We start from the raw sequence: 18,423 nt of genomic DNA, 5'->3' as shown, positions 1-18,423 counted from the left end.
TTTGTCGTATCGATATGATTTTAATTTTCCACCCCCTTCTTTTTTCTGTAACGTACTTCTCTATCTCCGTACAATGTCAACCGCCGATTTAACCGAAGGGAGCAGGCCAGATTGGTACAGGGGAGTATGAACAGAATGCGCGAATTCTTGCTGGGATTGCCTCGTCGCCAGAAGCGATTGATTCAAGTGTTGACTGACGTATGTCTCGTCTGGCTTGCGCTGTGGCTGGCGTTTATCGTTCGTCTGGGCATCGACGAGATGGTCAATCCGTTCAGGGTGCACTTGTGGCTGTTCATCTGTGCTCCCATCGTGGCCATCCCGCTGTTCATCCGGTTTGGCATGTACCGGGCGGTGATGCGCTATTTTGGCAACGACGCACTGGTGGTGATCATCAAGGCGGTCAGTTTGTCTTCACTGATTCTGGCGCTGGTCGTGTACTGGTACAGCAATCATGAAGCGGTCGTGCCGCGCTCTATCATTTTCAATTACTGGTGGCTGAGTCTAGTGATCATTGGCGGCCTGCGTTTGTGCATGCGCCACTATTTCATGGGGGACTGGTTTACTGCGGCCCAGCATGTGCCGTTCACCAATCGCGACGACGGGCTGACCAAGGTAGCTGTTTATGGGGCAGGTGTTGCGGGTAATCAGTTGGTAGCGGCACTGCGCATGGGCAGGGTAATGCGCCCGGTGGCCTTTATCGATGATGATCCGGGCATCTCGGATCGTTCGATTTCCGGCCTTCAGGTCTACAAGCCAAAACACATCCAGCAAATGATCGACATGACTGGTGCGCAGGAAATTCTCCTCGCGTTGCCGTCCTCCACTCGTGCACGACGCCGGGAAATTCTCAATCTACTGGAAGGCTTCCCGCTTCACGTGCGCAGTGTTCCCAATTTCACCGACCTTGCCAGCGGGCGAGTGAGAGTCCAAGACATTCAGGAAGTCGATATTGCCGATTTGCTGGGACGCGATGCGGTGCCGGCTCAGCCTGATCTGCTGGAGCACTGCATCAAAGGTAAGGCTGTCATGGTTACCGGGGCAGGTGGATCCATTGGTTCTGAACTGTGCCGACAGATTTTTTCCCTGCAACCGACCACGCTTCTTTTGTTTGAGCACAGCGAATTCAACCTTTACAGCATTCTTTCGGAACTGGAACAGCGCGGTTATCGTGAGTCGGTATCCGTCAAACTGCTGCCGATCCTCGGCTCGGTCCGTCATCAGGACAAGCTGCTTGACGTGATGAAAACGTGGAAGGTCGATACGGTTTACCATGCTGCAGCTTATAAACATGTACCAATGGTCGAGCACAATATTGCTGAAGGTGTCCTGAATAACGTTATCGGTACGCTCAATACTGCTCAGGCCGCATTGCAGTCTGGCGTATCGAACTTCGTATTGATTTCCACTGACAAGGCCGTGCGTCCAACCAATGTAATGGGCAGCACCAAACGTTTGGCCGAGTTGACTCTTCAGGCGCTCAGCCGTGAGATAGCGCCGGTATTGTTTGGCGACAGTTCCAACGTGTCCCGAGTCAATAAAACCCGCTTCACCATGGTGCGTTTCGGCAATGTGCTGGGATCGTCGGGTTCGGTGATCCCGCTGTTTCACAGCCAGATCAAGTCAGGCGGCCCGCTGACGGTCACCCATCCCAAGATAACTCGCTACTTCATGACGATCCCGGAAGCCGCGCAACTGGTGATACAGGCCGGATCCATGGGGCAGGGTGGCGATGTCTTCGTGCTGGACATGGGCGAACCGGTCAAAATTGTCGAGCTGGCAGAAAAAATGATCCACCTGTCGGGCTTGAGCATTCGCTCCGAGCGCAACCCGCAGGGCGATATTTCCATCGAGTTCACTGGCTTGCGGCCAGGTGAAAAGCTCTACGAGGAGCTGTTGATCGGCGACAACGTAGCAGCAACACCCCATCCGATGATCATGTCCGCCAACGAGGATCACCTTCCCTGGGATGTACTCAAGTCTCGCCTGCACGAATTGCTCGTCGCCGTCGAAAATGATGATTACTCACGAGTGCGCCAGTTGCTGCGCGAAACTGTCAGCGGCTACACCCCGGACGGCGAAATCGTCGACTGGATCTATCAACAACGCCGTCTCGAACCCTGATTGTTTCACATCCTGTAATAGACGCATTTTTGACACCCGCCAACCATCGCCTAAGTTTGGAGAGCAGCTTCGGAAAAGCTGCTTTCTCAAACGATGATGGAGCGTCATTTATGCGTACCGGTTTTTTCTACTCTCTGGTTTTTGCTTTGCTCACCAGTGCTTCAATCGCTGTAGTGGCGGCACCTGCCGTTGTCCCGAACGCGGAAAAGGCAACGATGGTGAGCGATACCGTTGCGACGTCTACCAGTGAAAAAGTCGATCTCAACGGTGCCGACGCAGCCACTCTGCAAAAACAATTGGCCGGCGTTGGCGAGACAAAGGCCAAAGCCATTGTTGCGTATCGTGATGCTAATGGGCCATTCGCCTCGGTGGATGAGTTGCTGGAAGTGAAGGGCATCGGCAAGGCGATCCTGGATCGCAATCGCGACAAGCTGGAAGTGAACTAAGCTGATTATTCAACGCCAAGGGGCCGGTCATTGACCGGCCTTTCTGCTTTCTGGTGGCAGAGATGCGACAGAGGGAGCACCGTCGCGTCTGTCGGCGAGCTGAAAATTATGGGTATCATATTGTCTTGAGATTATGCCTATAATAATTTCCATCACCTCCAGGCAAGTGAGCGTTGGAGGCCTATCTCCCAATATGTTTCAGGAGCGCTCTCATGAGTTCAGTCCAGTCTCAAGGTACGGCCGTCGTCACTGGCGCATCGTCCGGTATCGGTGCCATCTACGCGCAGCGGCTGGCAGCGCGTGGTTTTGATTTGCTGTTGGTGGCACGCGATCAACAGCGTCTTGAAATTGCCGCGGGCGAGTTGCGCGAAGCGCACGGTGTAAAGGTCGAAGTGCTCAAAGCCGACCTGACGCAAAAGGACGATGTCCTCAAACTCCAGCAACGCCTGCGCAGTGATTCGAGCATCAGCCTGTTGGTGAACAACGCAGGGGTCGCAGCCGATGGCTTGCTTGCCAATTCCGATGCCGAGCAACTGGAGCGTCTGATCCAGTTGAACGTCACCGCCGTAACGTTGCTGGCCTCCGCAGCAGCCGCCAGTTTCGCCAAGGCTGGACGCGGCACGATCATCAATATCGCGTCGGTGGTGGCGCTGTTTCCTGAACGCTTCAACGCGACCTACAGCGCCAGCAAAGCCTACGTGTTGAGCCTGACTCAATCGCTCAACGCCGAGCTCGAAGGCACTGGCGTGAAGGTGCAAGCGGTGCTGCCCGGCGTTACCCGCACTGAAATCTGGGAACGCTCGGGCATCGACGCCAGCGGTATTCCGGCGGAGATGGTGATGGAAGCTGGCGAGATGGTCGATGCGGCGCTGGCCGGTCTGGATCAGGGCGAGTTGATTACCATCCCGTCGCTGCCGGATGAGGGTGAATGGCAGGCCTTTGTGCGTGCACGACATGTCATGGCACCGAATCTGTCGCGCAGCTCTGCGGCCCAACGCTACAAGCATTGATCAGAGGTAACTGTGTATGAGTGAAGGTCGAATTGTTGTCACCGGTATGGGCCTGGTTTCGCCTTTGGGCAGTGACGTCGAGGTTGTCTGGCAGCGCTTGCTGGCCGGGCGCTCGGGCTTGCGCAATTTGCCGGACGCGGTGAGCGCAGATTTGCCGACCCGGGTCGCCGGGATGGTGCCAACGGCGGCGGAGGACGTCGAGGCCGGTTTCGATCCGGACCTTGCCACGCCACCTAAAGAGCAGAAAAAGATGGATCGCTTCATCCTGTTTGCCATGGAAGCGGCACGCCAGGCGCTGGCGCAAGCCGGATGGCAGCCGTCCGAGGCCGAGGATCAGGAACGCACCGCAACGATCATCGGCTCCGGTGTTGGCGGGTTCGGTGCAATAGCCGACGCCGTACGCACCACCGACAGTCGTGGTCCGCGTCGTCTGTCGCCGTTCACTATCCCATCGTTTCTGGTCAATCTGGCGGCCGGACATGTGTCGATCCAGCACGCTTTGAAAGGCCCGCTCGGCGCACCGGTGACTGCTTGTGCTGCCGGGGTCCAGGCGATTGGCGATGCTGCGCGGATGATTCGTGCCGGTGAAGCGGACATCGCGGTTTGTGGCGGAGCGGAAGCCTGTATTGATCGGGTCAGTCTGGCCGGTTTTGCCGCGGCGCGGGCGCTGTCCAGTGGTTACAACGACACCCCCGAACGAGCTTCACGGCCGTTTGATAGCGGTCGCGATGGTTTCGTGATGGGCGAAGGCGCCGGGCTGCTGGTGATCGAATCGCTGGAGCATGCACTGGCACGCGGTGCGCAACCGTTGGCTGAGCTGGTCGGTTATGGCACCACTGCCGACGCCTATCACCTCACTGCCGGGCCGGAAGATGGCAGCGGTGCGCGACGGGCGATGCAGTTGGCGTTGGCTCAGGCAGGTGTTGCGCCGGAGCAGGTGCAGCATCTGAATGCGCATGCGACTTCAACGCCGGTGGGTGATCTTGGTGAGTTGGCAGCGATCAAGGCACTGTTCGGTACGGAGAATAAAATCGCCGTGACTTCGACCAAATCCGCCACCGGGCATTTGCTCGGTGCTGCCGGCGGACTGGAAGCGATCTTCACCCTGTTGGCCATCCGCGATCAGGTCGTCCCGCCGACGCTCAACTTCGATAATCCCGATCCGGCGAGTGCGGGTGTAGACATTGTTCATGGTCAGGCACGGTCGATGCCGATCGAGTATGCCCTGTCCAACGGTTTCGGTTTCGGCGGGGTAAACGCCAGTGTGCTGTTCAAGCGTTGGCAGGCTTAGTCCTGCGATTGCTTGAGGTGATCGCGCGTGACCTCGAGGATGCGTTGGGCAAACTCGGCGTCAGCGACACTGCGTGACAGCAAGAGCGCGCCGACCAGCGTCGACATGATGACAATGGCCCGGTCGGCGCCGTTGTCGCCCTCAAGGGTGCCTTCGATTTGACTCAGTCGGGCATTGAGTACCGCATCACTGGTCGGGCTCGGCTGGCCGCGCAGACCCAGCTCTGAGGAAATGGTCAGCAGTGGACAGCCTTCGTGCGGGGAGGTCTGATGCCATTCGGACAGGTAGGTGTCGATAAACGTCTGCAGCGGCTGTTCCTGAGCAAAGATCTCGGCGCACAGGCCATCGACTTGAGCACTCGCCTCCTGCAAGGCTTTTTCGACCAGTTCGTCCTTGGATTTGAAGTGCGAATAAAAGCCGCCGTGGGTCAGCCCCAGTGCTTTCATCAAGGGTTGCAGGCCGGTGGCACCGATGCCGTCTTTGCGAAATCGCGCCGAGGCTTCCTTGATGATCCGCTGATGGGTTTGAGCTTTATGATCTTGCGAGTAACGCATGTGGAACTCTCCGCAACAAGACCACCATCTTAACCAAGGTAAATGAAATGGTGACTGTACTTCTACTTCTTAAAAGCGTGTGGCTGAGTCCAACATGATCCTTGGGGGAATACGCTCCACAAAAAACAAACCCCGCCTGATCCGGCGGGGTTTTTCGTTCAGCGATCCTGCGCGTCCTTGATGTCCGCTTCGGCGTTGCGCTGCGCAACGCGCTTGCGTTCCTCATCGGTCAGTTCAACCTTGTTGGCGGTGTCGCGCAACATCATCAATCCGCCAACGATCGAGCCGATTGCAACGACCAGAATCAACCAGGCATACCAGGGCATAACGGCTCTCCTTAATGGCAGCTTGGCGGGCGAGGGTTCGCCAGCGACGCTGCATACCACTTATGAGCGAAATGACTTCGCAGTGGTTCCATTCTAGGCCCGATATCCAAGCCGCACCTTAATTCCCTGTAGGAGCTGCCGAAGGCTGCGATCTTTTGACTTTGCTTTTTCAAAAACAAGATCAAAAGATCGCAGCCTTCGGCAGCTCCTACATGATGGGTTATCGCCCCGTTAGCATGGCATCGGCCGGAGCGTCAGCGCGCAACTGACCGGTAAGCATGAAGTAGCCGAAACCGACTGCCATGAAACCAAGGAAAATCAGCCCGATCAGCGCATTGAACCAAGCCATGGCGATCAGGCACACCACCGCCAGCACCAGCGCGATCAGCGGGATCAACGGATAGCACGGCGCACGGAAAGTCCGCTCGAGATTGGGTTCGGATTTACGCAGTTTGAACAGGCTGAGCATGCTCATGATGTACATCACGATCGCGCCGAACACGGCCATGGTGATCATCGCTGCGGTGAGGGTCATGCCGCCGAGGTTGATCAGGCCGTCGCTGTAGATCGCGGCGATGCCGATCACGCCGCCAGCGATGATTGCGCGGTGCGGAGTCTGGAAACGCGAGAGTTTCGCCAGCGACGCCGGCAGGTAACCGGCACGGGCGAGGGCGAAGAACTGCCGCGAGTAGCCGAGGATGATCCCGTGGAAACTCGCCACCAGACCGAACAAACCGATCCACACCAGCATGTGCAACCAGCCGGAATTGTCGCCGACCACGGTTTTCATCGCCTGTGGCAGCGGGTCATTGATGTTCGCCAGGGTGCGCCAGTCACCGACACCGCCGGCGAAGAACATCACGCCCATCGCCAGCAATACCAGAGTCAGGATCCCGCTGATGTAGGCCTTGGGAATCGTGCGCTTGGGATCCTTGGCCTCTTCGGCGGCCATCGCCGCACCTTCAATGGCGAGGAAAAACCAGATCGCAAACGGAATCGCAGCGAACATCCCGGCAATCGCCGGCGCACCGAACACATCGGAACCGGCCCAGCCATTCAGGGCAAAGCTGCTGAAGCTGAAGGCCGGTGCGACCACGCCCATGAACACCAGCAATTCGATCACTGCCAGCACGCAGACGATCAGTTCGAACGTTGCCGCCAGTTTCACCCCGAGGATGTTCAGGGTCATGAACACGATGTACGCGCCGACTGCTGCGTGTTTCGGGTCGAGCGCCGGAAACTGCACATTCAGATAGGCGCCAATCGCCAGGGCGATGGCCGGAGGGGCGAAGACGAATTCGATCAGCGTGGCCAGTCCGGCAATCAGTCCGCCTTTTTCACCGAAGGCTCGGCGGCTATAGGCGAACGGCCCGCCCGCATGAGGAATCGCGGTGGTCAGTTCGGTGAAGCTGAAGATGAAGCAGGTGTACATCGTGGCGACCATGAACGAGGTCACCAGAAAACCCAGTGTGCCGGCGACGCCCCAGCCGTAACTCCAGCCGAAGTACTCGCCGGAAATCACCAGCCCGACGGCGATGCCCCACAGGTGCAAGGTGCCCAGCGTGGGTTTGAGTTGTGTGTTCATGCGCATGCTCCCTGAACGGTTTGGAAAGCTCGGGGGAGGGGGTGTGCAGTGGGCGTGCCAGTCATGTGAATCAGGTCGCAATAGGCTGAAAGCTGTCGTTATCCAAGATGTTCATTACCGGATGGGCACATTTTCGTGCGCCAGTTGGGTGCGACGTCGTTAGTGCTGCCGTCTTCGCGGGCAAGCCCGCTCCCACAGGTTTGGCGTTGGAATCAAACTCTGCGGACCACGCAAAAAACTGTGGGAGCCGGGCTTGCCCGCGATGAGGCCCGACCTGACGCTGCAAAACCCCGCTGCAAAACCCCGCTGTAAAGCCAGCATAAACCCACTCTTTACGCTTTCTTTATGCCTCGCCGCACCCCTCGCTCTCGTTCCTTTACAGCCTCCTTTCCGACAATGCCTCCACACGCGGCAATACGCCGTAACACGGAGATCTTCCATGAGCGTTCTGGACGGGGTGTCCCTGCTGCTGGCAGCCGGGCTGTTCATTTATCTGTTGGTTGCGCTGTTGCGCGCGGATCGGAACTAGGAGCGGCTATGCACAGTTATGACTATTGGCTGATCCTCGCGTTTTTTGCGGTGGTCTTGCTGCCGGCGCCGTTCCTCGGGCGCTTTTACTACAAGGTGATGGAAGGTCAGCGCACCTGGCTGACACCGATTCTCGGCCCGGTCGAGCGCGGTTGCTATCGGATTGCCGGGGTGGATCCGCAGGCTGAGCAGAGCTGGCAGAAGTACACGCTGGCCTTGCTCGCGTTCAACCTCGCCGGTTTTCTGCTGCTGTTTGCGATCCTGTTGTTTCAGGATCACTTGCCGCTGAACCCGCAAAACCTGCCGGGCCAGGAATGGACCCAGGCGTTCAACACCGCGGTCAGCTTCATGACCAACACCAACTGGCAGTCCTACAGCGGTGAAGCGACCCTCAGCTACCTGAGTCAGATGGTCGGCCTTACCGTGCAGAACTTCGTCAGCGCTGCCACCGGTCTGGCGGTGCTGGTTGCGTTGTGCCGTGGCATCGGGCGCAAATCGGCCAAGACTCTGGGCAACTTCTGGGTCGACATGACTCGCGCCACGCTCTACGGCCTGCTGCCGCTGTGCCTGCTGCTGGCGCTGTACCTGGTATGGCAGGGCGTACCGCAGACTTTCGCGCAATATGTGAACGCGGTGACGATGCAGGGCGTCGATCAAGTGATCCCGCTCGGCCCGGCGGCCAGCCAGATTGCGATCAAGCAACTGGGTACCAACGGCGGTGGCTTCTTCGGTGTCAACTCGGCGCATCCGTTCGAGAACCCGACCGCGTGGAGCAACCTGTTCGAAGTCGCTTCAATCATCCTGATCCCGGTGGCGCTGGTGTTCACCTTCGGTCATTACGTGAAAGACCTGCGTCAGAGCCGCGCGATCATCGCCTGCATGCTCGCATTGTTCCTGATTGGCGGCGCGACGTCGCTGTGGGCCGAATATCAGCCTAACCCGGCGCTGAACAATGTCGCGGTCGAACAGACCGCGCCGCTGGAAGGCAAGGAAGCACGCTTCGGTACCACCGCCACCGTGCTGTGGTCGGTGACCACGACTGCGGCGTCGAACGGTTCGGTCAACGGCATGCACGACAGCCTCAACCCGCTCAGCGGCATGGTCGCGCTGGTCAACATGATGGTCGGCGAAGTGATCTTCGGCGGCGTCGGTGCCGGGCTCTACGGCATGTTGCTCAACGTGCTGATCGCGGTGTTCCTCGCCGGCCTGATGATCGGCCGCACCCCGGAATACCTCGGCAAGAAACTGCAGGCGCGGGAAGTGCAATTGCTGGTGGTGACCTTGCTGGTGATGCCGATCGGCGTGCTGGTGCTCGGTGCGATTGCCGCCACTCTGCCTGGCCCGGCGGCGACCATCAGCAACCCCGGCCCGCACGGTTTCAGCCAGTTGCTGTACGCCTACACCTCGGCCAGCGCGAACAACGGTTCGGCGTTCGGTGGCCTGAGCGCCAACACGCCGTTCCACAACCTGATGCTCGGTCTGGGCATGTTGATCGGTCGCTTCGGCTACATCCTGCCGGTACTGGCTCTGGCCGGCAGCCTGGCGATGAAGAAAACCGCACCGATTGGCCAGAACAGCTTCCCGACTCACGGGCCACTGTTTGTGACGCTGCTGACCGTGACCATTTTGCTGGTGGGTGGCCTGACGTTCTTGCCGACCCTCGCATTGGGCCCAATCGCCGAACATCTGAGCATGGGCTTCTAAGGAGTCAATGATGAATATGCCCGCAATCAAACCCGCCGCCGTCAAGGCGCCGGAACAAGCGAAAACCGCGATCTCGGCCCTGTGGCGTCCGGCGCTGGTGCAAGCTTTCGTCAAGCTCGACCCGCGCCAGCTGGTGCGTTCGCCGGTGATGCTGGTGGTCGAACTGACGGCGATTTTCACTACCATACTTTGCTTCATCCCGGACAACGTCGTGCCGACTTTCGTCGCCGCGCAGATTGCTCTGTGGCTGTGGTTCACGGTGCTGTTCGCCAACTTCGCCGAAGCCTTGGCCGAGGGGCGCGGCAAGGCCCGCGCCGACAGCCTCAAGGCCGGCAGCGAAGGCCTCAGCGCGCGGCGCAAACTGGCCAATGGCAGCTTTCAGGTGGTGCCTGCCGCCAACCTGCGCAAAGGTGATGTGGTGCGCGTCGAAGCGGGAGAGATGATCCCCGGTGACGGCGAAGTCATCGAAGGGATCGCGGCGGTCAATGAAGCGGCGATCACCGGTGAGTCGGCGCCAGTGATTCGCGAGTCCGGCGGCGATCGCTCGGCGGTCACCGGCAACACGCGCCTGGTGTCCGACTGGTTGCTGGTGAAGATCACCGCCAACCCCGGTGAGTCGACCCTCGACCGCATGATCGCACTGGTCGAAGGCGCCAAACGCCAGAAGACCCCGAACGAAGTCGCGCTGGATATCCTGCTGATCGGCCTGACTCTGATCTTCCTGCTGGTGGTGGTGACCCTGCAACCGTTCGCCCACTTCGCCAACGGCAGCCTGCCGCTGGTGTTCCTGGTGGCGCTGCTGGTCACGCTGATTCCGACCACCATCGGCGGCCTGTTGTCGGCAATCGGTATTGCCGGGATGGATCGTCTGGTACGCCTGAACGTGATCGCCAAGTCCGGTCGCGCCGTGGAAGCGGCCGGTGACGTGCACGTGCTGCTGCTGGACAAGACCGGTACCATCACCTTCGGCAACCGTCGTTGCAGCGCGGTGTATGCCGCGCCGGGCGTGAGTGGTCGCGAGTTGGCCGAAGGTGCGTTGTTCGCCTCGCTGGCGGACGAAACCGCCGAGGGCAAGTCCATCGTCGAATACCTGCGCGGTCTGCACCCGCAATCCGAGCCAGCGCTGAATACCTTGACTGCCGTACCGTTCAGCGCGGAAACCCGCCTGTCCGGTGTCGACTATCAGGGCCGCGTGTACCGCAAGGGCGCCGTGGATTCGCTGCTGGCCTTCCTTGGCCAACAACGCTCCGATCTGGCCCCGGCGCTGTCGCGGGAAATCGACAAGATCGCGCAGAGCGGCGGTACGCCGTTGCTGGTCTGCGCCGACGGCAAACTGCTGGGTGCGATCCACCTCAAGGACGTGGTCAAGCCAGGCATTCGCGAGCGTTTTGCCGAGCTGCGCAAACTGGGGATTCGCACCGTGATGGTCACCGGTGACAACCCGTTGACTGCTGCGGCCATTGCGGCGGAAGCGGGCGTCGATGACGTGCTCGCCGAGGCTACTCCGGAGAAGAAACTGGCGCGTATCCGCCATGAGCAGAACGACGGCCGTCTGGTCGCCATGTGCGGCGACGGCGCCAACGACGCCCCGGCGCTGGCCCAGGCTGACGTCGGTATGGCGATGAACGACGGCACGCAAGCCGCGCGTGAAGCGGCGAACATGGTCGACCTCGACAGCGACCCGACCAAGCTGCTGGACGTGGTACAGATCGGCAAGGAGTTGCTGGTGACCCGTGGCGCGCTGACGACGTTTTCCATCGCCAACGACGTCGCCAAATACTTCGCGATTCTGCCGGCGCTGTTCGCCGCGATTTATCCGCAACTGGGCGTGCTGAACATCATGCACCTGACCAGTCCGCAGAGCGCGATCCTCTCGGCCATCGTGTTCAACGCCCTGATCATCGTGGTGCTGATTCCACTGGCATTGCGGGGCGTACGCGTGCAGGCGGCGAGCGCCGCGGCATTGCTGCGACGCAATCTGCTGATCTACGGACTGGGCGGGATTCTGGTGCCGTTCGTGGGGATCAAGGCGATCGACATGCTGCTGACGGCGCTGCATCTGGTGTGATCCCTTCGCGAGCAGGCTCGCCCCCACAGTTGCAATGCGGTCCCCTGTGGGAGCCAGCCTGCTGGCGATGAAATCGACTCGGTCCACCTGAATTAACGCGGTATCCGCTTTCTGAATTCGAGGATTTTGCAATGTCCACAATGTTACGTCCGGCCCTGAGCCTGCTGGTGCTGATGACCTTGGTCACCGGTGTGGCCTATCCACTGGTGGTGACCGGCGTTGCCCAGGTCGCCTTTCCTGAACAGGCTAACGGCAGCTTGGTGCACGATGCCGACGGCAAAGTGCGCGGCTCGTCGCTGATCGCTCAGGATTTCGTCGGTGATGCCTGGTTCCATCCGCGTCCTTCGGCGGGCGCGTTTGCGACCGTGTCCAGCAGTGCCAGCAACCTCGCACCAAGCAATCCGGCGCTGGCCACGCGGGTGATCGACGACGCCAACAAGTTGCAGGTGCCCGGCCAGGGGCCAGTGCCCTTGGCGCTGCTGACCACCTCCGGCAGTGGCCTCGATCCGCACTTGCCACCGGCGGCAATTGCCTATCAACTGGCGCGTGTCGCGCAAGCGCGCAACCTGCCGGTGGCGACCTTGCAGCAACTGCTCGATGCGCACATTGAACAGCCGCTGGTGGGGCCACCGGTGGTGAATGTGCTGGAGCTGAACATGGCACTGGAAAAACTCTGAACCGGCGGCGCGGCCATTCGCGAGCAAGCTCGCTCCCACAAGAGCAACACTGAACCTGTGGGAGCGAGCTTGCTCGCGAAGAGGCCGTAACTGGCAACGCATAAACATCTGACTGAAGAGATCAAGCATGAGCGACTCCGGCCGCGCCGACGCGCTGTTAGCAGACCTGCCCCGCGACGGCCGTGGTCGGCTGAAGATTTTCCTCGGCGCCGCTCCCGGCGTCGGCAAAACCTACGCCATGCTCCAGGCCGCACACACGCAATTGCGCCAGGGCGTTAAAGTCATCGCCGGCGTCGTCGAAACCCACGGCCGCGCAGAAACCGAAGCGCTGCTCGGCGGTTTGCCGCAGCAGCCGTTGGTGCGCTCGGAATACCGTGGCGTGATGCTCGAAGAAATGGACCTCGACGGTCTGCTCGCAGCGAAGCCGAAACTGGTGCTGGTGGACGAACTGGCGCACACCAACGCCCCGGGCAGTCGCCACGCCAAGCGCTGGCAGGATATTCAGGAACTGCTCGCCGCCGGCATCGACGTCTACACCACGGTCAACGTCCAGCACCTGGAAAGTCTCAACGATCAGGTGCGCGGCATCACCGGTGTGCAGGTGCGCGAAACCCTGCCGGACTGGGTGCTGCAGGAAGCCTACGAACTGCTGCTGATCGACCTGCCACCGCGCGAGCTGCTGGAGCGTCTGCGCGAAGGCAAGGTCTACGTGCCGGAACAGGCGCGGGCGGCGATCGATGCGTTTTTCACCCAGACCAACCTCACCGCGTTGCGTGAACTGGCGATGCAAACGGCGGCCGCGCAGGTTGATAACGATCTCGCGCAAGGCTATCGCCAACTCGGTCAGGCGGCTCCGGCGGTGCGTGGTCGGTTGCTGGTCGGCGTCGATGGCGACGCGCATGCCGAACGCCTGGTGCGTCACGCCAGCCGCGTGGCCCAGCGTCGGCATTTGCCGTGGAGCCTGGTGCATGTCGACAACGGCACGGTGCGCGACGAGCAATCGCGCCTGCGCCTGCAAAACGCTCAGCAACTGGCCGAACGCCTCGGCGGCGAGGTGGTGTTGTTGCGCGCGGGCGAAGTGGCAAAAACCCTGATCCAGCATGCCGCCGAACGCCGTGCGAGTCTGCTGCTGGTCGGCCAGTCGCGGCCGAGTCTGCGCCGTCGTCTGTTCGGTGGTGGGCTCGCCGCGCGTTTGTTGCGCCAGGCCCACGGCCTGGAAATCAACGTCCTCGATAACGACCATGAACACCCGCAGCCGCGTCTGCGGGCGACGCCGACGCTGGTCTGGTTCGACTATCTGTTGGCGCTGGTTGCCACGCTGTTGGCCAGTGCCCTGGCGTGGGCGGTCTCGAGTATTTTGCCGCTGCCGAACATCTCGCTGGTGTTTCTCGCGGCGGTGCTGCTGGTGGCGGTGCGCAGCAGTCTGGGGCCGGCGCTGGCCTGTGCGGCGCTGTCGTTTCTGACCTACGATTTTCTGTTCATTCCGCCGAATTTTTCCTTCGCCATCCAGCGCGAAGAAGACGTTTTGACCTTGCTGTTCTTCCTGCTGATGGCGGCGCTCACCGGTAATCTCGCTGCGCGTCAGCGACGGCAGTTGCAGGCGCTGCGCGACACGCAGGAAGAGACCACCGAGCTGCTCGACCTGTCGCGCAAACTCACGGCGGCGACGGATCGTCAGGCCGTGATCAGCGCTGCCGCGCAGCACCTCAATGGCTGGAGCGACCTGCAATTGTGCCTGCTCAACCGCGACGGTCAGGGCGGCTGGAAAGTCGAGACCGGCGGGCCGCTGGAATTCAGCGAATCCGAACGTGCTGCCGCCGACTGGGCCTGGCAGCACGATCAACCGGCGGGCATGGGCACCGGCACGCTGCCATTCGGTCGCTGGTGGTGGTGGCCGCTGTCGGTGGAAGACGGGCCGCTGGCGCTGCTCGGGGTCTGCGCCAAAGAGGGCCAGACTTTGAGCGGGCAGCGTCGACGCCTGCTCACCGCGTTGAGTCAGCCACTGGCGCAGGCATTGGCCCGGGCGCAGCTGGCGGACGATCTGGAAGCCGCGCGCCTGCACGGCGAAACCGAGCAATTGCGCAGTGCGCTGCTGGCTTCGGTATCCCACGATCTGCGCACGCCGCTGACCGCCATGCGCGGCAGCATCGACAGCTTGCTCGCCCTCGGCGAAGCGATCCCGCTGGAGGATCGCCGCGAGTTGCTCGAAGGCACGCGCGATGAAGCCGAACGCCTCGACCGCTACATCCAGAACCTGCTGGACATGACCCGCCTCGGCCACGGTGCATTGAAGCTCGCGCGCGACTGGGTAGCGCCGGCGGACATCGTCGGCAGCTCGCTCAATCGCCTGCGTGCAGTGCTCGCGCCGTTGCAAGTCAGCACCGATGTGCCGGCCGAGTTGCCGCTGCTGTTCGTGCACGCGGCGCTGATCGAGCAGGCGCTGGTCAATGTGCTGGAAAACGCTGCGCGCTTCTCGCCGCCACACGGTCGTTTGCAACTGAGTGCCGGCGCCAATGACGAAGGGATTTTCTTCTCCGTCAGCGACGAAGGCCCGGGAATTCCCGAGGACGAGCGGGCGAAGATTTTCGACATGTTCTACACCGCCGCCCGTGGTGATCGCGGCGGGCAGGGCACCGGTCTGGGGCTGGCGATCTGTCAGGGCATGGTCGGCGCGCATGGCGGGCGGATCAGCGTCGCCGACGGCATCGACGGCCGCGGCACTTGCATCACCTTGCACCTGCCGTTGCAGGCGCAACCGGGGATGGACCATGAAGCCTGATCGCGACTGCGCTACTCTCTTGCCAATCTTTTGTGTTGATGTGAATTCATGAGCCAGACCGCGACCATTTTGGTCATCGATGACGAACCGCAGATCCGTAAATTCCTGCGCATCAGCCTCGCCTCACAAGGCTACAAAGTGCTCGAGGCCGGCACGGGGGCCGAAGGCCTGGCACAGGCGGCGCTGAACAAGCCCGACTTGCTGGTGCTCGACCTCGGCCTGCCGGACATGGATGGCCAGCAGGTACTGCGCGAGTTTCGCGAGTGGGCCACCGCGCCGGTGCTGGTGCTCTCGGTACGGGCCAGCGAAGGGCAGAAAGTCCAGGCGCTGGATGGCGGCGCCAACGACTACGTGACCAAACCGTTCGGCATTCAGGAGTTTCTCGCCCGGGTCCGCGCGTTGTTGCGTCAGGCACCGGCCGGCGAGGCGCAACAGGCGGCGCTGACGTTCGGCCCGTTGACCGTGGATCTGGCCTATCGGCGGGTGTTGCTCGATGGCGCCGAAGTGGCGCTGACCCGCAAGGAATACGCGGTGCTGGCGCAGCTGGCACGGCATCCGGGGCGGGTGATCACCCAGCAGCAATTGCTCAAGGACATCTGGGGGCCGACGCATACCGAGGACAGTCATTACCTGCGGATTGTCGTTGGACATTTGCGCCAGAAGCTGGCGGATGATCCGACTCGGCCGCGGTTTATCGTGACTGAGGCGGGGGTTGGGTATCGGTTGTTGAGTGACAACAGTCTGTAGTTTTTGTATTGCCTGGTCTGGCCTCTTCGCGGGCAAGCCCGCTCCCACAGTGGCCGGTGTGCTACACAAATCTCAATAACACCTTAAAACCCTGTGGGAGCTGGCTTGCCAGCGAAGAGGCCCTGCCAGACATCCGGGATTTCAACCCTGTTCACTCTCATACCGATCCAGCGTATCCCGCGCAATCTCCCGCCCCAACGCGATCAGTTCCGGCGCTTTGTAGAATTCGAAAAACCGGCACACGCGCTTCGGCACGTTGATCAGGATGTCCGGCGGATAGCCGGCGATCTTGTATTGCGCCAACGAGGTCTGCATCACCTCGAAACTCTGGTTGATCAAGTCCAGCAGTGACGCCGGTCCGACGTTGTCGATGATGAACGAGCCGGTGGCGGACTTCGGCGCGCCTTCGCGCTCGGGTGCCGCTGCCGGTTGCTGACTTTCCGGTTCGCTGCCTTCCAGCCACGGGTTGATGTCCGCCGCCTCCGCACGCAGGGCTTCCTGTTCAAGCAGCAGCAATTGCTCGGCCTGTTTGCGGCGGAACGGCATCTTCGAACCCAGCGAACTGAGCAGGCTGTCAAAGCGCGAACGAAAGGCTGGCGGGCGCTGAATTACCGGCAATTTGTAATGCCGCTGGTTGGTGGCGTTGAGGTTGACCGCGATGATCAGGTCGCAGTGGCTGGACACCACCGGCACAATCGGCAACGGGTTGAGAATGCCGCCGTCCACCAGCATCCGATTGCCCTGCATCACCGGCGTGAACAGGCTGGGGATCGCCGCCGAGGCGCGCATCGCCTGATGCAGGCAGCCTTCCTGAAACCAGATTTCCTGCTGGTTGGTGAGGTCGGCGGCGACCGCGGTGTAGGGGATGCGCAGGTCTTCGATGTTGATTTCGCCGACGATCTTGCGGATCTGTCCGAAGACCTTTTCGCCGCGAATGGCCCCGAGACGAAAGCTCACGTCTACCAGCCGCAGCACGTCCAGATAGTCGAGGGTTTCGATCCAGTTGCGGTACTGATCGAGCTTGCCTGCCGCATAGATTCCTCCGACCACCGCCCCCATCGAACAACCGGCAATGCAGGCAATGTCGTAACCGCGTCTTTCGATCTCTTCGATGACTCCGATATGGGCATAACCCCGGGCGCCACCGGAGCCCAACACCAGTGCGACACGCTTTTTCATCAAGCTTCCTCCCCGACAAGGCTTCACAATGCACCCATCCGGGGGCGGGCGACAATCGTCAGGGTCGTTCGGAGCCGCAGGCGCGTCGTTTTTTCGCTACGGCGTGACCACTCGGCGCTATGCTTTGGTCACCGCAGATTCATGGGGCGCCAAGGCACTTTTCCCGCGCCGTAACGTCTTACCTGCACGACTGTTGACCTATTTTGAGGTGTGAGTGATGAAAGCCTGGATCTGTGTGCCGTTGATTGCGCTGGCATTGGCCGGTTGCGCTGGCAAGACTGCTTATCGTGACAGCTGTGGCAGTCAGCTCGATGCGGCGTGGCATGAACTGGACCTGGCCAAGGCCGAAGGTTTTGCCGGCACGGTCAGTTACTCCAAGGCGCTGTCGTTGCTGACGGCGGCCAAGACTCAACAGCAATTCGAAGGCTTCGAAGGCTGCAGCAAAAAGGCCGAGAAAGCCCGTTTCTATATTCGCGAATCCCGCGCCGGACGCTAAGCTGCTGACTTGACGCAAGGATGCGCCTGCCTTCTGACGGCAGACTCATCCTTCAAGCCATGTGAATCAGGAGCAAGTGATGTCTGCGTTGGTTGACCGGTTGGTGGCTCATGTCCTGAGTCTGGAAGTGCGTTTGCTGGCCTGTCAGGCGCGCTTGACTGCGCGTACCGACCCCGAGGCGCTGCATGACTTGCGCACTACGGTACGGCGCTTGCGCAGCCTGTTGCGACCCTTGCGTGGCTTGCCCGGTGTCGAGCAACTGGAAGTGGCGGCATCCGCGGTGGGGCAGTTGACCACGCCGTGGCGCGACCGCGAGGTGCTGGCGGCGTACCTGCTCAAGCATGATCAACCGCAAGCGGCGCAGCGGCGCATGGCGCAAATGGACGAAGCCTATCCAGCGTTGGCAGCCAGCGCCGAAGTGGCTTCGCTGCTGATCATCCTCGACGCTTTCCCGCGATTTTTGCGTGCCTCCGAGCGTCAGGGTCTGCTCAAGGGGCTGGGCAAACGCATCGAAAAACGCCTGCACAAACAATGGAAAAAACTCGACGAGGCCCTGCACGATCCGGCCCATGACCGGCATCGTCTGCGCTTGCTGATCAAGCGCGTGCGGTATGGCATCGAAGCCTATCCGGAACTGGATCGCCTGCCTGAGCCGGCGCTGGAGCGGCTGAAGTCGGCGCAGGGTGCGCTGGGCGACTGGCACGATTGCTGGCAGTGGCTGGCGCGGGCCGAGCAGGAAAGCGATCTGCAACCCTGCGTCGCGACCTGGCAGGCGGGCCTGATCAAGGCTGAAGCCAAGGCGGATCGGGTTCTGGAAAAACTCAGTTCAGCCTGCTTCAAATAACCTCGATATTACCCGGCCCCTCTAGGAGCTGCCGAAGGCTGCGATCTTTTGATTTTAAAAAACAAAGA

General features: G+C 60.9%; 16 protein-coding genes. 12 read left to right on the top strand and 4 right to left on the bottom strand.

Annotated elements, in window-relative coordinates; translation table 11 throughout:
- The first annotated feature begins 126 nt into the window (after window positions 1-126).
- From GTQ41_RS18850 to fabF, 4 genes are all read left to right on the top strand, one after another.
- Window positions 127-2,121: a nucleoside-diphosphate sugar epimerase/dehydratase gene (locus tag GTQ41_RS18850; RefSeq protein ID WP_047295521.1), complete on the top strand. Its 1,995-nt coding sequence runs from the start codon at window positions 127-129 to the stop codon at window positions 2,119-2,121.
- Window positions 2,122-2,231: 110 nt separating this feature from the next.
- Window positions 2,232-2,567: a helix-hairpin-helix domain-containing protein gene (locus tag GTQ41_RS18845; RefSeq protein WP_047295518.1), complete on the top strand. Its 336-nt coding sequence runs from the start codon at window positions 2,232-2,234 to the stop codon at window positions 2,565-2,567.
- A 212-nt stretch (window positions 2,568-2,779) separates the two neighbouring features.
- Window positions 2,780-3,577 carry an SDR family oxidoreductase gene (locus GTQ41_RS18840; RefSeq protein WP_047295517.1) on the top strand — a complete coding sequence of 266 codons (798 nt, stop codon included), beginning with the start codon at window positions 2,780-2,782 and terminating at the stop codon, window positions 3,575-3,577.
- A gap of 16 nt (window positions 3,578-3,593) precedes the next feature.
- Window positions 3,594-4,868, top strand: a complete 1,275-nt coding sequence (gene fabF, locus GTQ41_RS18835) for a beta-ketoacyl-ACP synthase II (protein ID WP_047295515.1) — start codon at window positions 3,594-3,596, stop codon at window positions 4,866-4,868.
- Here the strand turns inward: fabF and GTQ41_RS18830 are convergent.
- The 3 genes from GTQ41_RS18830 to eat form a co-directional block, all read right to left on the bottom strand.
- On the bottom strand, window positions 4,865-5,422 hold the full coding sequence (locus tag GTQ41_RS18830; RefSeq protein ID WP_047295513.1) for a TetR/AcrR family transcriptional regulator: 558 nt from the start codon (window positions 5,420-5,422) through the stop codon (window positions 4,865-4,867). The two genes, fabF and GTQ41_RS18830, sit on opposite strands and share 4 nt — an antisense overlap.
- A 158-nt stretch (window positions 5,423-5,580) precedes the next feature.
- The gene (locus GTQ41_RS18825; protein WP_003226857.1) at window positions 5,581-5,748 is read right to left on the bottom strand and encodes a DUF2897 family protein; all 168 of its coding nucleotides are present in this window, start codon (window positions 5,746-5,748) and stop codon (window positions 5,581-5,583) included.
- A gap of 220 nt (window positions 5,749-5,968) precedes the next feature.
- The gene (gene eat, locus GTQ41_RS18820) at window positions 5,969-7,333 is read right to left on the bottom strand and encodes an ethanolamine permease (RefSeq protein ID WP_047295511.1); all 1,365 of its coding nucleotides are present in this window, start codon (window positions 7,331-7,333) and stop codon (window positions 5,969-5,971) included.
- A gap of 439 nt (window positions 7,334-7,772) precedes the next feature.
- On the opposite strand from eat, the gene kdpF reads away from it, so the two are divergent.
- The 6 genes from kdpF (at window position 7,773) to GTQ41_RS18790 (ending at window position 15,836) form a co-directional block, all read left to right on the top strand.
- Window positions 7,773-7,862: a K(+)-transporting ATPase subunit F gene (kdpF, locus tag GTQ41_RS18815; RefSeq protein WP_007963673.1), complete on the top strand. Its 90-nt coding sequence runs from the start codon at window positions 7,773-7,775 to the stop codon at window positions 7,860-7,862.
- An 8-nt stretch (window positions 7,863-7,870) separates the two neighbouring features.
- Window positions 7,871-9,565: a potassium-transporting ATPase subunit KdpA gene (gene kdpA / locus GTQ41_RS18810; protein ID WP_047295509.1), complete on the top strand. Its 1,695-nt coding sequence runs from the start codon at window positions 7,871-7,873 to the stop codon at window positions 9,563-9,565.
- A 10-nt stretch (window positions 9,566-9,575) separates the two neighbouring features.
- Window positions 9,576-11,633: a potassium-transporting ATPase subunit KdpB gene (gene kdpB / locus GTQ41_RS18805; RefSeq protein WP_047295507.1), complete on the top strand. Its 2,058-nt coding sequence runs from the start codon at window positions 9,576-9,578 to the stop codon at window positions 11,631-11,633.
- 131 nt (window positions 11,634-11,764) lie between these two features.
- Entirely contained in the window at window positions 11,765-12,310 is a 546-nt protein-coding gene (kdpC, locus tag GTQ41_RS18800) for a potassium-transporting ATPase subunit KdpC (RefSeq protein WP_047295505.1), read from the top strand.
- A gap of 127 nt (window positions 12,311-12,437) precedes the next feature.
- Window positions 12,438-15,089: a sensor histidine kinase KdpD gene (locus GTQ41_RS18795; RefSeq protein WP_047295503.1), complete on the top strand. Its 2,652-nt coding sequence runs from the start codon at window positions 12,438-12,440 to the stop codon at window positions 15,087-15,089.
- A 48-nt stretch (window positions 15,090-15,137) separates the two neighbouring features.
- Window positions 15,138-15,836, top strand: a complete 699-nt coding sequence (locus GTQ41_RS18790) for a response regulator (protein WP_047295501.1) — start codon at window positions 15,138-15,140, stop codon at window positions 15,834-15,836.
- A gap of 141 nt (window positions 15,837-15,977) precedes the next feature.
- Here GTQ41_RS18790 and GTQ41_RS18785 read toward each other — a convergent pair whose 3' ends face one another.
- Complete coding sequence (locus tag GTQ41_RS18785; protein ID WP_047295500.1) at window positions 15,978-17,015, bottom strand: patatin-like phospholipase family protein; 1,038 nt, start codon at window positions 17,013-17,015, stop codon at window positions 15,978-15,980.
- A 217-nt stretch (window positions 17,016-17,232) separates the two neighbouring features.
- Between GTQ41_RS18785 and GTQ41_RS18780 the strand changes: the two genes are divergently transcribed.
- On the top strand, window positions 17,233-17,511 hold the full coding sequence (locus GTQ41_RS18780; protein ID WP_041069470.1) for a hypothetical protein: 279 nt from the start codon (window positions 17,233-17,235) through the stop codon (window positions 17,509-17,511).
- Window positions 17,512-17,590: 79 nt separating this feature from the next.
- Window positions 17,591-18,355: a CHAD domain-containing protein gene (locus GTQ41_RS18775; protein WP_047295498.1), complete on the top strand. Its 765-nt coding sequence runs from the start codon at window positions 17,591-17,593 to the stop codon at window positions 18,353-18,355.
- Window positions 18,356-18,423 lie beyond the last annotated feature (68 nt).

Source organism: Pseudomonas sp. AN-B15 (assembly GCF_019056475.1).
GTDB classification, from domain to species: Bacteria; Pseudomonadota; Gammaproteobacteria; order Pseudomonadales; family Pseudomonadaceae; genus Aquipseudomonas; species Aquipseudomonas parakoreensis.
This window is presented reverse-complemented; position numbering and strand designations above follow the sequence as displayed.

Bases quoted from the DNA above. Each gene is read 5' to 3' on its own strand.
- GTQ41_RS18850 (WP_047295521.1), top strand. From the start codon at position 127: ATGAACAGAATGCGCGAATTCTTGCTGGGATTGCCTCGTCGCCAGAAG.
- GTQ41_RS18845 (WP_047295518.1), top strand. From the start codon at position 2,232: ATGCGTACCGGTTTTTTCTACTCTCTGGTTTTTGCTTTGCTCACCAGT.
- GTQ41_RS18840 (WP_047295517.1), top strand. From the start codon at position 2,780: ATGAGTTCAGTCCAGTCTCAAGGTACGGCCGTCGTCACTGGCGCATCG.
- fabF (WP_047295515.1), top strand. From the start codon at position 3,594: ATGAGTGAAGGTCGAATTGTTGTCACCGGTATGGGCCTGGTTTCGCCT.
- GTQ41_RS18830 (WP_047295513.1), bottom strand. From the start codon at position 5,422: ATGCGTTACTCGCAAGATCATAAAGCTCAAACCCATCAGCGGATCATC.
- GTQ41_RS18825 (WP_003226857.1), bottom strand. From the start codon at position 5,748: ATGCCCTGGTATGCCTGGTTGATTCTGGTCGTTGCAATCGGCTCGATC.
- eat (WP_047295511.1), bottom strand. From the start codon at position 7,333: ATGAACACACAACTCAAACCCACGCTGGGCACCTTGCACCTGTGGGGC.
- kdpF (WP_007963673.1), top strand. From the start codon at position 7,773: ATGAGCGTTCTGGACGGGGTGTCCCTGCTGCTGGCAGCCGGGCTGTTC.
- kdpA (WP_047295509.1), top strand. From the start codon at position 7,871: ATGCACAGTTATGACTATTGGCTGATCCTCGCGTTTTTTGCGGTGGTC.
- kdpB (WP_047295507.1), top strand. From the start codon at position 9,576: ATGAATATGCCCGCAATCAAACCCGCCGCCGTCAAGGCGCCGGAACAA.
- kdpC (WP_047295505.1), top strand. From the start codon at position 11,765: ATGTCCACAATGTTACGTCCGGCCCTGAGCCTGCTGGTGCTGATGACC.
- GTQ41_RS18795 (WP_047295503.1), top strand. From the start codon at position 12,438: ATGAGCGACTCCGGCCGCGCCGACGCGCTGTTAGCAGACCTGCCCCGC.
- GTQ41_RS18790 (WP_047295501.1), top strand. From the start codon at position 15,138: ATGAGCCAGACCGCGACCATTTTGGTCATCGATGACGAACCGCAGATC.
- GTQ41_RS18785 (WP_047295500.1), bottom strand. From the start codon at position 17,015: ATGAAAAAGCGTGTCGCACTGGTGTTGGGCTCCGGTGGCGCCCGGGGT.
- GTQ41_RS18780 (WP_041069470.1), top strand. From the start codon at position 17,233: ATGAAAGCCTGGATCTGTGTGCCGTTGATTGCGCTGGCATTGGCCGGT.
- GTQ41_RS18775 (WP_047295498.1), top strand. From the start codon at position 17,591: ATGTCTGCGTTGGTTGACCGGTTGGTGGCTCATGTCCTGAGTCTGGAA.